We start from the raw sequence: 13,972 nt of genomic DNA on the forward strand, positions 1-13,972 counted from the left end.
CAGCCATGCCCGCATCCGACCGCCATTCCGCGACCGCCTCCAGTCTCGCCGGGCCGGCGGACGCGATCTTCGCGATCACGCCCCACGCGAGCGACGAACTGCCCGAAGTGACGCGCGCGCTCTATGTCGGCGCCGGCGGCGACGTTGCCGTGGTCGACCGCTTCGGCGGCGCGGCGCTGTTCAGGAACGTGCCGGGCGGGACGGTTCTTCCGGTCCGCGTGCGGGCCGTGCGGGCGCCGGCGACGACCGCCGGCGACCTCCTCGGGCTGGTGTGACGGGGCAGGCGTGATGGCGATCGCTCTTGGAACCGGGCTCGGGATCGGCAGCGGCGGAATGCCGGGCCTCGAAGCCTATCTCTCGACCCGCGGCCTCGCGGGGTCCGTCGCCGGCGCGGATTTCCGGCGCAGGCTCTACTGGTTGCCTTCGACCGCCGATCCGACGAAGGCGCGGCCGGCGAGCGAAACGGAGTTCTTCGCGCAGTTCACCGCCGCGTCGACCGCGACGCGGCCCTATTTCGACGCGGGCGGCGTGCTGCGGGCGGACCTCGCGGCCAACCAGCCGCGCTTCAGCCATATCGGCGGAACCCGCCGCCTGGTGCTGGAGAACGCGCTGACGAACAAGCTCCTCTGCCGCAAGCACAACCCGGTCGACCTCGCCCAGCTGGGCACGGGGGGCGATGCCGCCGCGGTGCTTTCTCTGGTGGACGATCGGACGGCCCTGTCGGCGGCCGGGCTTTCCGCCGTCTGCTCGAATGGCATGGTCTACAAGGTCAACAATACCGCGGGAACGACGAATGCCATCGTTGCCTTCAACGGCTCGGTCGGCAACACGAACGTTCACTGCGTTCAGGCCTGGATGCGGGGCAGTGGAACCGTCGACCTGCGGCTTTCCGATGCGTCTGTGTCCGTCTCCGCTTCGTTGACGCCGAACTGGGTGCAGTATCAGTCCGGTGGCGGAACGCCGACGGCGACCAACATGACCATGCGGGTCGTCATCCCCGCCGGGGCGATCCTCTATTTGATCCTGCCTGGACTCTATGAGCAGCCGTTCGCGCCTCATGCGCCCGTCATCGGCGACACGGCGGCGGTGGCATCGCGCGCCGTCGAGAGCTTTCGCCTGCCAATCGGGCTGGAGGCGGCGATGCAAGGGAGTGCCGGCACGATGCTGGTGCGGATGGCGGCACGGCGGGCGGGTACATCGTCGTCTGATGTTCCGGTGGTACTCGGCGGCCCCGCGCACCCGCTCGTCGGTCTTCGGAGCGCGACAGGGGTGAGGACCATGCTCGACGGCGCGTCCGTGCTCGACGCCGTGCCCGGCGCCGACATCCTGGCCAACGGCCTCGGTGCGGTTGTCGCCTGGAGCGCAGATGGGGCGGCTTCGTGCGCCAATGGCGGCGCGGTGGTGTCGAGCGCGACGTCCATCCTCCCCGGCATCCGCTCCACCGGCTGGCTCGGCCGGGCCGGCGCCGGTGGATACGCCTACGGGGACGGCCTCTACGACCTGCTGGCGCTATTCCCCGCACGCCTGACAAACGGCCGGATGCAGGCACTGTCAGCGCCGTGATTTCGAGACCGGCCGAACCGGAGTTGCCATACGGGAGCGCTTTTCAAGGCGGTCGGGGCACCCTATTCATGTCGAGTTCAGCCGGCGGATGCATGATATCGACGGTGACTGGAACGAACGGCGACGGGGACTTTTTCCCGATCGCGGACGTTCCAGGACCGGGTGTGGTCCGGGTCCACGATGCGGTGCCGTAGCGGGGACCGGCGGTGTGCAGAGAAGCGCAGATGGCGAAAGCGCGAGACAGGCGATGGATTGGCTTTCTGGCCGTGGCGGTGACGGCTGCGGGCCTCACGATGCCTGCCGCGTCGGTGGCGTCCGCCGGGTGCCTCGATGCGGCCGCCCAGCGCAATGCGATCCAGTCCGGCGCGGTTGTCCGGCCGACGGCGGTGCGCCGGGTCGTTCCCGGTGAACTCATCGACCTGGCGCTGTGCGACCAGGGCGGCCATCTCGTCTATATCGCGACCGCACTCCAGCCAGATGGGTCGGTGAAGCGGGTGGTGGTGGACGCGCGCACCGGCAACGTGGTCGGCAATTGAGCGGAGCCGCGCGTCGGCGCGGCTGAGAGACAGGACAGGCCGGCATGGCGCCGGCTTTCAGAAGAGGGATGGCCCGACGTGCGTCTTCTCGTGGTGGAGGATGATCCGGATCTCAACCGTCAGCTCGTGACGGCCTTTCGCGACGCCGGGTATGCGGTCGATGCCGCCTTCGACGGGGAAGAGGGGCATTTCCTTGGGGATACCGAGCCCTACGACGCGGTGGTGCTCGATATCGGCCTCGCCAAGATGGACGGGTTGAGCGTGCTGCAGCGGTGGCGGCAGGGCGGCCGGGGCATGCCGGTGCTGCTGCTGACGGCCCGCGACCGCTGGAGCGACAAGGTCGCCGGCATCGACGCGGGAGCGGACGATTACGTCGCCAAGCCGTTCCACATCGAGGAGGTGCTGGCGCGCATCCGCGCCCTGGTGCGGCGGGCCGCCGGCCATGCCGCCAACGAGATCACCTGTGGCCCGGTCGCGATCGACATGCGAGCGGGGCGGGTAACGGTTTCGGGCGAGCCGGTGAAGCTGACGTCACACGAGTTCCGGCTGTTGTCCTACCTGATGCTGCACCGGGGCCGCGTGGTCTCCCGCACCGAACTGACGGAACATCTCTACGATCAGGATTTCGACCGGGATTCGAACACCATCGAGGTGTTCGTGGGACGCCTGCGCAAGAAACTCTCGGTCGACGTGATCGAGACCGTGCGCGGGCTCGGCTATCGCATCGCGCCGCCGGCGTGAAAAAGTGATGGCGTGAGGGCGTGATGGCAAGGCAGAAACAGCGTTCGCTGACCTTCACGCTGTTCGTGTCGTCGGCGCTGTGGAGCGGCGTGGCCCTCATCGTCGCCGCGGTGATTCTCGTTGCGCTCTACCGGGCGTCGGTCGAGCGGGCGTTCGACGCGCGGCTCGAAATCTATCTCAAGGCGCTCGTCGCCGGCATCGTGCCGGGCGAGGACAGCGGCGCGATCCTGCATGATCCCGGCAATCTCGGTGATCCCCGGTTCGGGCTGCCTTTGTCGGGCTGGTACTGGGTGGTGCGCGATGCCGGTGACAACCGCGTGGCGCTCGCCTCGCCGTCGCTCGCGGGCGATGCCCTCGCCGTGCCGCCCGACGTGCCGGGCGTGCCGCGGCCGACCTTCGTGCGGCAGGGAACCATCGCCGGCCCCGACGGCGAGCGCCTGCGCTTTCTCGAGCGTCTCGTCACGCTGGCGGATGGGCGGCGCTATTCCGTCGCGGTTGCCGGCGACGGCGGAGAGGTCGAGCGCGATGTTTCGATCTTCGGGAACCGCGTCGCGCTGACCCTCGGCATCTTCGGCCTCGGCCTCGTGCTGGCGACCTTCGTGCAGGTGCGCGTCGGGCTGCGGCCGCTGAAAAGGATGCGGGTCGCGATCCAGGAAATCCGCAGCGGTGCCAAGGCCAGACTGGAAGGCGACTTCCCGCGCGAGATCGAGCCCGTCGCGGAGGAACTCAACGCACTGATCGATTCCAACCGCGAGGTGGTGGAGCGGGCACGGACCCATGTCGGCAACCTCGCCCATGCGCTGAAGACGCCGCTGAGCGTTATCCTCAACGAAGCGCGCTCCGCGGGAGGACCGTTCGGCGAGAAGGTCGTCGAACAGGCGAAGCTGATGCGCGAGCGCATCGACAACGATCTCGACCGTGCCCGCGCCGCCGCCCAGCGGCGGGTGGTCGGCGTCTCCACCGAGGTCGCCCCGGCGGTCGACGGACTGGCGCGCGCGATGCGCAAGATCCACGACCAGCGCGAACTCGTGCTGTCGGTGCAGTGTCCGCCGGGCGCCCGCTTCCGCGGCGAGCAGCAGGACCTGGAGGAAATGCTGGGCAACCTGATGGACAATGCCTGCAAATGGGCGCGGCGGCGGGTGGAGGTTCGCGTCGATGCGGCGGCGATCCCCGGCCGGCCGATGCTGCTGCTGACGGTGGACGACGACGGGCCGGGCCTCGATCCGGCCGGGCGCAAGGCTGCGCTCGAACGCGGCCGGCGGCTCGACGAGACGGTGCCAGGCTCGGGACTCGGCTTGTCGATCGTGTCGGATCTCGCCGGCGCCTACGGGGGGCGGTTCTCCCTCGGGTCCGCTCCCTCGGGCGGGCTGCGGGCGGAACTCTATCTCCCGGCGGCTTGAGCCGCGCTCAAATCGCGTCTCCCGGTCCCCGGACTGTCTCCGGAAGGACACACTCGACCGGCGATGACCGCCCGCTCTCGCGTATGCTGTGACACCCCGGTCCGCAAACGCGATAGTGAAGGAAGCGGGTGCCGGCCGCCGAGCGGCCTTCCGGGTGTTGTAGCGATGAAGCGGGCGATGATGCTGAGGCATATGCCGTTCGGGTCGATGCGATCCGCACGGCAGGGTCATGCGCGGGCTTTCGAGCCCGATGCGGCAGCCGTCGTCGGGCCGATGTCCGGCCGCGCGGCGCCGTGCTGCGGCAGAGGCCGGGCGGCAAGGGCTCCGCACGCCGTTTCGGTGGTGGTCTTTCTCTCGGTGCTCGGCGGCTGCAGCACGACCAATTTGAATTTCCTGCAAGCGACGCCGCAGCCTACACCGGCGGCGGACGACGCCCTGTCCGATCCGGCCGCGGTGGCTTTCGCCGCGGCGCTGCCGATGGACGGAACCGTGGCGCGCGCGCTCGGCGACACCGACCGCAAGGCAGCGGCGAAGGCGGAGATCGAGGCCCTCGAACTCTCCAAGACCGGGGCGCCGGTGACCTGGAAGAACCCGGACACCGACTTCTACGGCGTGGTGGTGCCCGGCCCGACCTATGTCGTGAACAACCAGGAATGCCGCGATTACACGCACACGATCTATGCGGACGGCCAGTCGCTGACCTTGCGCGGCCGGGCCTGCCGGGGCGAGGACGGCACCTGGCGTCCGCTGACCTGACAGCGATCACGTCTGCGTTGCGCGGGCGTGTCGCGCGCGAGCGTGACAACCTGTCGCCATCGTCTGGCGCACCATCCACGCCACATTGCAGGGACGATTCGCCGACGAAAGATGGCGACGGCTTGCCGTTCGCCGGCCGCGGGTCGCAGCATGAACATGAAGCGCACACCGGCCGGCAGATCCCCGCTGGCCGCCTCAAGAGGCGCGTGATGGGCAGGACGGGTTTCAGCCGGACAGGCAGCGGATCGGATGACCGTAGATCGAAGGCGGCTGGCAGATCGAAGGCGGCTGGCATGAGCGGATCTGGATCGAGCGATCCGGAATCGAGCCGCCCGGGTGTTCGCAGGTGATCTGGATCCTGTTCGCGGTCATGACGGTGCTTGCGGCGCTGGCCGTGCTGGTTCCGCTTGCGCGGGCCGGCGGCGCGCGCGGCAGCGACGCGTCCGCCGCTGACATCGCGGTCTATGGTAGCCAGCTTGCCGAAATCGACCGGGATCTTGCGCGGGGGCTGATTGCCGAGCCGGAGGCCGGTGCGGCGAAGGCGGAGATCGGCCGGAGGCTGCTTCGGGCCGCGCGCGATCCGGGACGGCCGGGGCGAACGGAAGGTGCGGAGGCCGGCGCGAGACGGCGCCTCAAGGTGGCGGCGCTCGCGGTCGCCCTCGGCCTTCCTACCATGGCCCTGGCCTTCTATGCCGCGATCGGGCGGCCGGAGATGCCGGACGAGCCGCTTGCCTCGCGCGCGGTCGAAGAGGGCGACATGGATGCGCTCGTCGCGCGCGTGGAGGCGCGGCTGGCGAGCCAGCCGGAGGACGGCCGCGGATGGACGGTGATCGCACCGATCTATCTGCGCCTCGGCCGGGCCGGCGAGGCGGCGACGGCCTATCGCAACGCCATCCGCCTGACCGGCACGACGCCCGCGCTGGAAGCGGGCCTCGGCGAAGCGCTGGTGGCGGAGGCCGGCGGCATCGTGACGGAAGCGGCGCGGCAGGCGTTCAACGCGGCGCGTTCGGGCGATCCGAAGGCGGTGAAGCCGCGGTTCTATCTCGCGCTGTCGCTGTCGCAGGCCGGCGAGCGGGATGCGGCCATCACGGCCTGGAAGGCGCTTCTGGCCGACAGCCGCGGCGACGAACCCTGGGCCGAGGCCGCACGCGAACAGCTCGCTTTGCTGGAGGGCGGCGCGCCGTCACCGCCGGGCGGCGGCATTCCGGCTGGCGGGGAGGCGATTGCAGAAATGGCGCCCGAGGCGCAGCGGGCGGCGATCGAGGGCATGGTCTCCGGCCTCGACCAGCGGCTTGCCACGCAGGGCGGCACGCCCGAAGAATGGAGCCGGCTGATCCGCGCCTATGCGGTGCTGAAACGGCCCGACGACGCGAAGCGGGCCGTCGAACGGGCGAAGGCGGCGCTCCCGGCGCAAGCCAAGGCGTTCGATGAACTCGCCGCGAGCCTCGGCCTCCGGCCCTGAGGTGGGGCGTGCAAACGGCGCCCCTCTCGAATAAGAACATAAGCAGGGAGGCGGTCGGGGCGGCGGATCCTCCCGGCCGGTAGAGCGGAATGACGCGGAAACAGAGACGGCTTAGCCTCATCGCGCTTTGCGGCGTCGTGCTTTCGGCGGCCATCGGGCTCGTGCTGTTCGCGCTGAGCGGCGAGATCGTGTTCTTCCGTTCACCGACCGACATCGCCGAGCAGCACATCGAGCCCGGCACCCGCATCCGTCTCGGCGGCCTCGTGGAAGAGGGCAGCGTGGTGAAGGCCGGCAAGCGGGTCGATTTCGTCGTCACCGATACCGCGCACACCATTCTCGTGACCTATAGCGGACTGCTGCCGGACCTGTTCCGCGAGGGGCAGGGCGTGGTCGCCGAAGGCAGCATCGGCACGGACGGGGTCTTCCACGCCGACACCGTGCTCGCCAAGCACGACGAGCGCTATATGCCCCGCGAGGTCGTGGAGGCCCTGAAGGCACGCGGCGTCTGGGAGGAGGGCTCCACGGAGACGTCCGCGCTGGTGCCGGCCAAGGAGCAGATGCCCAAGGAGCAGATGATGAAGGGCCGCCCGGTGGCCCAGTCGACGCCATGAGCGGCGGGACCTGCCGATGATCACGGAAACCGGCCACTTCGCCCTCGTTCTTGCGCTGGCGCTGGCGCTGATCCAGTCCGTCGTGCCGCTCTGGGGCGCGCGGCGGCGGGACGAGCGGCTGATGGCCGTCGCAGGTCCGGTCGCGGGCGCCATGCTCGGTTTCGTGGCGATCGCCTTCGCCGCGCTGGTGCTCGCCTATGTCCGCTCCGATTTCTCGGTGGTGAACGTCGTCGAGAATTCCCATTCCGCCAAGCCGATGCTGTTCAAGATCACCGGCGTCTGGGGCAACCACGAAGGCTCGATGCTCTTGTGGGTGCTGATCCTGGTGCTGTTCGGCGGCCTCGTCGCGGCGTTCGGCGGCGGGCTGCCACAAACGCTGCGCGCGACGGTGCTCGCCGTGCAGGCCTGGATCGTGACGGCGTTCCTGTCGTTCATCCTGATGACGTCCGATCCGTTCGTGCGCGCCGTGCCGCCGCCGTTCGAGGGGCAGGACCTTAACCCGGTGCTGCAGGACATCGGCCTCGCGATCCACCCGCCGCTGCTCTATCTCGGCTATGTCGGCATGTCGGTGTCGTTCTCGTTCGCGGTTGCGGCGCTGATCGAAGGCCGCATCGATGCCGCGTGGGCGCGCTGGGTGCGGCCTTGGGTGCTGACCGCCTGGGTGTTCCTGACGCTCGGCATCGCGATGGGCTCCTACTGGGCCTATTACGAGCTCGGCTGGGGCGGCTGGTGGTTCTGGGACCCGGTGGAGAACGCCTCGTTCATGCCGTGGCTCGCCGGCACCGCGCTGATCCATTCGGCGCTGGTGATGGAGAAGCGCGACGCGCTCAAGGTCTGGACGGTGCTGCTTGCCATCCTGACCTTCTCGCTGTCGCTGCTCGGCACTTTCCTGGTGCGCTCGGGCGTGCTGACATCGGTCCATGCCTTCGCGACCGATCCGGCGCGCGGCGTGTTCATCCTCGGCATCCTCGTGGCGTTCATCGGCGGGTCGCTGTCGCTCTATGCGTGGCGGGCGCCGATCCTGCGGCAGGGCGGGCTGTTCGCGCCGGTGAGCCGGGAGGGCGCGCTCGTCCTGAACAATGTGTTCCTGACGGCCGCCTGCGCGACGGTGTTCGTCGGCACGCTCTATCCGCTGGCGCTCGACGCGCTGACGGGCGCGAAGATTTCCGTGGGCGCGCCGTTCTTCAACATGACGTTCGTGCCGCTGATGATCCCGGCGCTGCTGGCCGTGCCGGTCGGGCCGTTCCTGTCGTGGAAGCGGGCGGATCTCGCCGGCGTCGCGCAGCGGCTGCTCGCGGCGGCGCTGATCGCGGTCGCGACCGTCGCCGTGGCCGCGTGGGCGACCGGCGCGAACGGCGTTCTGCCGGCGCTGGGGCTCGGCCTCGCGGCGTGGCTGATCGCCGGCGCGGTGAGCGAGCCCGTGTGGCGGGCGTCGCGCGGCGCGCGTTCGGCCGGCGCGGCGGCGCGGCGGCTCGCCGGGCTGCCGTGGTCGGCGTTCGGCACGGCGCTCGGCCATCTCGGCCTCGGCCTCAGCGTGCTCGGCATGGTGGCGGCGACCTCGTTTCAGGTGGAGCACATCGCGACGATGAAGCCGGGCGAGACCGTCGATCTCGCCGGCTACACGCTGACCTATGACGGCGCGAGCGACGAGGAAGGCGCCGGCTTCCGTGCCAGCGTGGCGCACTTCACGCTGCGCTCGGCCGGCGTGGTCGTCGCCGAGATGAAGCCGGCGAAGCGCTTCTACATCGTGCGGCAGACGCCGACGACGGAATCGGCGATTGCCACCCGCTGGGGATCGCAGGTCTACGTCACCCTCGGCGATGCCGGTGCGGACGGCAGCTTCGCGGTTCACGCCTTCTACAAGCCGCTGGTCACGCTGATCTGGCTCGGCGCGGTGGTGATGGCCGCGGGCGCGGCCTTGTCGCTCGCCGACCGCAGGCTGCGCGTGGGCGTGCCGCGGCCAGCCCGCGCTGCCATCGCCGGAGCGCGGCCCTGATGCGCCGTGCTCTCGCCGCCGTGCTGCTCGCCGTTGCGACTGCAGCGGGCACATGCGGCGTCGCGGTCGCGCCGACGCCGGTCCATGCGGTGCAGCCCGACGAGATGCTGGCCGATCCGGCGCTCGAAGCGCGCGCGCGGGCGCTGACGGCGCAACTGCGCTGCCTCGTCTGCCAGAACGAATCGATCGACGATTCCGAGGCGTCGCTGGCGCGCGATCTCCGGGTGCTCGTCCGCGAGCGGCTCGAGGCCGGCGACAGCGACCGCCAGGTCATCGACTTCCTGGTCGCGCGCTATGGCGAGTTCGTGCTGCTCAAGCCCCGGCTGACGCCGCAGACCGTGCTGCTGTGGGCGACGCCGCCGCTGGCGCTGGTCGCGGGTCTTCTGCTGGCGTGGCGGGTGCTCCGCCGGCGCGGCGCGCGGGGGGACGCGGCGCCGCTGAGCGCCGACGAACAGGCGGACATCGACCGCCTGCTGGCGAGCGGGCAAGCCGCTCCGCCGGTGCCGGATCCGGATCGCGGGCGGCCGGCGCGGGACCCGGCCGCGTAGCCGCCGGCAGGGTATAGTCTCCGGCGGGTGTAGTCTCCGGCAGGCGTGGCTCCGGGCACGCGGCTCCGCCCGGCGGGAAGCCGGCTTCATTAACAAACTTTCATGTCGCGGACAGGCTGCCGTAAGGCGGCCGGTGTCATGACTCGTTCCCACGGGACCGGGCTGGGCGGCGCGCCCCGTAGCTGATCAGATCTATTTGTAAGGAAGCCACGCCGATGCACCTCCACGAGACGCCCATGGCCAAGACGTCCTCGTCCAATTCCGGTGTCATGCGTCGTCGCCGCAGCTCGCTGCTGACGGCCGGCGCGCTTTCTCTCGCGCTCGTCGGCAGCGTCGCCGGCGGGATCGCGACGCCCGCCTTCGCGGCGGCGGTGAACGTGCCCGCCAATGCCGCGACGCAGATGCCGAGCTTCGCCGACGTCGTCGCGGCGGTGCAGCCGGCGGTGGTCTCGATCCGCGTGAAGGCGGATGCCGGGCCGCAGATGTCGAGCTTCAACGGCGGCCAGGACGACGACCAGGGCAGCGGCCCCGGCGGCATTCCGTTCGAATTCTTCAAGCGCTTCGGCCAGATCCCCGGCGGGGAAGGCCAGGGTGCTCCCGGTGCCGGCAAGCGTGCGCCCCACGAGATGGTGATGGGGCAGGGCTCCGGCTTCATCATCTCGTCCGACGGCTATGTCGTGACCAACAACCACGTCGTCGACAAGGCGACCGAGGTGACGGTCACCACCAACGACGGAAAGGACTACAGCGCCAAGGTCATCGGCACCGACGAGAAGACCGACGTCGCGCTTCTGAAGATTTCCGGCGACCACGACTTCCCGTTCGTGAAGTTCGCCGACAGCGATGTGCGCGTCGGCGACTGGGTGATCGCGGTCGGCAATCCGTTCGGCCTCGGCGGAACGGTGACGGCGGGCATCGTCTCGGCGCGCGGCCGCGACATCGGCTCGGGTCCCTACGACGACTTCATCCAGATCGACGCGCCGATCAACAAGGGCAATTCCGGCGGTCCGACCTTCAACCTGAAGGGCGACGTCGTCGGCATGAACACGGCGATCTACTCGCCGACCGGCGGCTCCGTCGGCATCGGCTTCGACATTCCCGCCGAGACGGTCAGCCAGATCGTCTCGACGCTGAAGACGAAGGGCGTCGTCACCCGCGGCTGGCTCGGCGTGCAGATCCAGCCGATCACGGACGACATCGCCGACAGCCTCGGCCTGAAGTCCGACAAGGGTGCGCTCGTTGCCGAGGCCCAGTCCGACAGCCCGGCGGTCGCCTCCGGCATCAAGTCCGGCGATGCCATTCTGGCGGTCGACGGCAAGCCGGTCGCCTCGCCGCGCGAACTCGCCAAGGTGATCGCCGGTTACGAGCCGGGCACCACGGTGAAAGTCGACGTGTGGCGCGGCGGCAAGTCCGAGGAAGTCGCCGTCAAGCTCGGCAAGCTGCCGACCAAGCAGCAGCAGGCCATGGCCGACGATGCCTCGCCGCAGGACAGCTCGTCCGAGGTCGGCCAGCTCGGTCTGACCGTCGCACCGGCCTCTGCGGTCGGCAAGGACGAGAAGGGCGTCGCGGTGGTGAAGATCGATCCCGACGGTCCGGCCGCCGACAAGGGCGTGCAGGTCGGCGACGTGATCGTGGCCGCCGGCGGCAAGCCGGTCGGCGATGCCAAGGACGTTGCGGCCAGCATCGAGGCCGCCAAGGCCGACGGCCGCAAGGCGGTGCTGCTGCAGCTGAAGCAGGGCAGCCAGCTGCGCTTCGTGGCGCTGCCGATCGCCAAGGCCTGACGGCCAGGGACGCGTGAGGATATGGCCCCGGGGCGGATGCGCCGGGGCTGAGGCGGACCCCGCATCGCGGGGCGCCGCGACACAAGGCTCGCAAGGGTCAGAATCCGGTACTGGTGAGGCTCCCGTCGCCCCCGCCGATCCAGTACCGAAGGGGCGACAGGACGGCGTAAATCGTCCTGTCGCCTCTGGTATTTCCGCCGGTCCCTCCACCGTGGCCTGAAACCGGCCCCCAGGGCGTGGAGTGCGTGAGATGCGTGCGTCGCCATTTTGGTCCGTCGACACGAGATTCGATCCCAATAGCCTTGGATTGAGCGTGCTTTCCCTGCGCGAGGCAGTTTCCGTCGAGCGCGCATGCGGTATGATGGCGCCCATGCGGGTACTCCTCATCGAAGACGACAAGGATTCGGCGGCTTTCCTGATGCGCGGCTTGCGTGAAGCCGGGCACGTCGCCGAGCACGCCGCAGACGGCGAAGTCGGGGCCGCTTCCGTTGAGGCCGGCGGCTACGACGTCATCGTCGTCGATCGCATGCTGCCCTTCCGGGACGGCCTTTCCATCATCGAGGACATGCGCCGCCGCGGCGACCAGACGCCCGCGCTGATCCTCTCCGCGCTCGGACAGGTCGACGACCGCGTCCAGGGCCTGCGGGCGGGCGGCGACGACTATCTCACCAAGCCATTCGCCTTCACGGAGCTTCTGGCGCGCGTCGAGGCACTCGGCCGCCGCCGCCGTTCCGGCGACAACGAGATGATCTATCGGGTCGGCGAGCTGGAGCTCGACCGGCTGTCCCACACCGTGAGCCGCGCCGGGCAGGACATTCCGCTGCAGCCGCGCGAGTTCCGCCTGCTCGAATACCTGATGAAGAATGCCGGCCAGGTGGTGACCCGCACCATGCTGCTGGAGAACGTGTGGGATTATCACTTCGATCCGCAGACCAACGTGATCGACGTTCACGTCTCGCGGCTGCGGTCGAAGATCGACAAGGGCTTCGAGCGCCAGCTGCTGCACACCGTGCGCGGTGCCGGATACATGCTGCGCGACGGGATCCGCTGACCGTGTTCCGTGACGGCCTCGGCGGCGGCGGCCGTTTTTTCCGCACCACGGCGTTCAGGCTCGCCGTCATCTATCTGGTGGTGTTCGCCGCACTCGCGGTCTTCCTGATCGGCTATCTCGGCTACAACACCAACGAACTCATCAGCCGGCAGATGCAGGATACCATCGAGGCCGAGCTGCAGGGCCTCTCCGAGCAATACCGCGCCGGTGGCGTAGTGCGGCTGGTGCGCGTTATCGATGCGCGGTCGCGGTCTCCGGGTGCCAGCCTCTATCTCCTGACCGATTTCGCGGGCAACCGCATCGCCGGAAACGTCGCGGATGTGCCGTCGTCGGTGCTCGATTCGGCGGATGGCATCGCGCGCCCGGTGCACTATGTGCGCCTCGAAGGTGACGACGCGCCCGAGAAGGCGCGCCAGGACACCTCGGCACTGGTGCGTGTGTTCGTGCTTCCGGGCGGGTTCCGGCTTCTGGTCGGGCGCGACCTCGCGGAGCGGGACCATCTGAGCCAGGTCGTCAACGAGGCCCGCTGGATCTCGGCGGGCGTGTTCCTGCTGCTCGGCTTCGTGACCTGGTTCTTCGTGCAGCACCGGGTGCTGAGGCGGATCGAGGCGATGGCGGAGACCAGCCGTCGCATCATGGACGGCGACCTGACGGGGCGGCTTACGGTGGACGGGTCGGGAGACGAGTTCGACCGGCTGGCGGAAAGCCTCAACGCCATGCTGGAGCGCATCGAGCAACTGATGCGCGGCTTCAAGGAGGTTTCCGACAACATCGCCCACGACCTGCGGACGCCGCTGACGCGGCTGCGGGCGCGGGTCGAGGACGCCTTGCGGATGCCGCCGTCGGAGGCGCTCTACCGCGAGGCGCTCGAAGGCACCATCGAGGAATCCGACGGCCTGATCCGCACCTTCGAGGCGCTGCTGCGCATCGCGCGCGTCGAGGCCGGGTCCGCCGGGGTGGCGCCGGAGCCGGTGGACGTCGCCGAGATCGTGCGCGATGCCGCCGAACTCTATGAGCCGCTCGCCGAAGATGCCGGCGTCCGCCTCGAGGTCGAATCGGCTGAAAGCGCCACGGTGATGGGCAGCCGCGAGCTGATCGCGCAGGCCGTCATCAACCTCATCGACAACGCCATGAAATATGGCCGCCCGGCCGAACCCGGCGTTGAAGCCTGCATCCGCGTCTCCTCCCGCCGCGAGGACGGGGCGGCGCTGATCTCGGTCGCCGACAACGGCCCGGGGGTGCCCGAAGGCGACCAGAGCCGCATCGTGCGCCGCTTCGTGCGGCTTGAGGCGAGCCGAAGCGCGCCGGGCTCCGGGCTCGGACTCAGCCTCGTCCAGGCCGTCGCGGGGCTGCACAAGGGCACGCTCGTGCTCGGCGACGCCGCACCCGGCCTCATCGTCACGCTCCGGCTGCCGTCGGCGTAGCGGCCATCCGCCCCGACCGGGCCTGCGGGGCTTGATCCCGCGCCGGAACTCGCGGACACAGGAGCCGGGCGGCCTTCAGGCCGCCGCGTCCGGAAGGCGAGAG

General features: G+C 69.8%; 13 protein-coding genes. All 13 read left to right on the forward strand.

Annotation, left to right across the window (positions count from 1 at the left end; all coding sequences use genetic code 11):
- Positions 1-5 precede the first annotated feature (5 nt).
- The 13 genes from BUF17_RS14410 (at position 6) to BUF17_RS14470 (ending at position 13,869) form a co-directional block, all read left to right on the forward strand.
- Entirely contained in the window at positions 6-275 is a 270-nt protein-coding gene (locus BUF17_RS14410) for a spike base protein, RCAP_Rcc01079 family (protein ID WP_073629833.1), read from the forward strand.
- A gap of 13 nt (positions 276-288) precedes the next feature.
- A complete protein-coding gene (locus tag BUF17_RS14415; RefSeq protein WP_073629835.1) occupies positions 289-1,563 on the forward strand; it encodes a hypothetical protein in 1,275 nt (424 codons plus the stop codon).
- Positions 1,564-1,787: 224 nt separating this feature from the next.
- Positions 1,788-2,099: a PepSY domain-containing protein gene (locus BUF17_RS14420; RefSeq protein ID WP_139282540.1), complete on the forward strand. Its 312-nt coding sequence runs from the start codon at positions 1,788-1,790 to the stop codon at positions 2,097-2,099.
- Positions 2,100-2,177: 78 nt separating this feature from the next.
- Positions 2,178-2,840: a response regulator transcription factor gene (locus tag BUF17_RS14425; protein WP_073629839.1), complete on the forward strand. Its 663-nt coding sequence runs from the start codon at positions 2,178-2,180 to the stop codon at positions 2,838-2,840.
- Positions 2,841-2,863: 23 nt separating this feature from the next.
- A complete protein-coding gene (locus BUF17_RS14430) occupies positions 2,864-4,240 on the forward strand; it encodes an ATP-binding protein (protein WP_073629841.1) in 1,377 nt (458 codons plus the stop codon).
- Positions 4,241-4,417: 177 nt separating this feature from the next.
- Entirely contained in the window at positions 4,418-4,996 is a 579-nt protein-coding gene (locus BUF17_RS14435) for an RT0821/Lpp0805 family surface protein (protein WP_175563706.1), read from the forward strand.
- Positions 4,997-5,342: 346 nt separating this feature from the next.
- Complete coding sequence (ccmI, locus tag BUF17_RS14440) at positions 5,343-6,458, forward strand: c-type cytochrome biogenesis protein CcmI (RefSeq protein WP_073629845.1); 1,116 nt, start codon at positions 5,343-5,345, stop codon at positions 6,456-6,458.
- 89 nt (positions 6,459-6,547) lie between these two features.
- Positions 6,548-7,069: a cytochrome c maturation protein CcmE gene (gene ccmE / locus BUF17_RS14445; protein WP_073629847.1), complete on the forward strand. Its 522-nt coding sequence runs from the start codon at positions 6,548-6,550 to the stop codon at positions 7,067-7,069.
- Positions 7,070-7,085: 16 nt separating this feature from the next.
- Positions 7,086-9,065, forward strand: coding sequence for a heme lyase CcmF/NrfE family subunit (locus BUF17_RS14450; protein WP_073629849.1), 1,980 nt, complete (start codon positions 7,086-7,088; stop codon positions 9,063-9,065).
- The gene (locus BUF17_RS14455; RefSeq protein ID WP_073629851.1) at positions 9,065-9,613 is read left to right on the forward strand and encodes a cytochrome c-type biogenesis protein; all 549 of its coding nucleotides are present in this window, start codon (positions 9,065-9,067) and stop codon (positions 9,611-9,613) included. The genes BUF17_RS14450 and BUF17_RS14455 overlap by 1 nt, the downstream gene beginning before the upstream one ends.
- 236 nt (positions 9,614-9,849) lie before the next feature.
- Positions 9,850-11,394 carry a Do family serine endopeptidase gene (locus BUF17_RS14460; RefSeq protein ID WP_084564715.1) on the forward strand — a complete coding sequence of 515 codons (1,545 nt, stop codon included), beginning with the start codon at positions 9,850-9,852 and terminating at the stop codon, positions 11,392-11,394.
- 361 nt (positions 11,395-11,755) lie between these two features.
- Positions 11,756-12,445 (forward strand): winged helix-turn-helix domain-containing protein, encoded by a 690-nt coding sequence (locus BUF17_RS14465; RefSeq protein ID WP_428977654.1) that lies wholly within the window; start codon positions 11,756-11,758, stop codon positions 12,443-12,445.
- Between the two features lie 2 nt (positions 12,446-12,447).
- Positions 12,448-13,869 carry a sensor histidine kinase gene (locus BUF17_RS14470; protein WP_175563707.1) on the forward strand — a complete coding sequence of 474 codons (1,422 nt, stop codon included), beginning with the start codon at positions 12,448-12,450 and terminating at the stop codon, positions 13,867-13,869.
- Positions 13,870-13,972: the final 103 nt, after the last annotated feature.

The sequence above is a fragment of the Pseudoxanthobacter soli DSM 19599 genome, assembly GCF_900148505.1.
Lineage (GTDB): Bacteria > Pseudomonadota > Alphaproteobacteria > Rhizobiales > Segnochrobactraceae > Pseudoxanthobacter > Pseudoxanthobacter soli.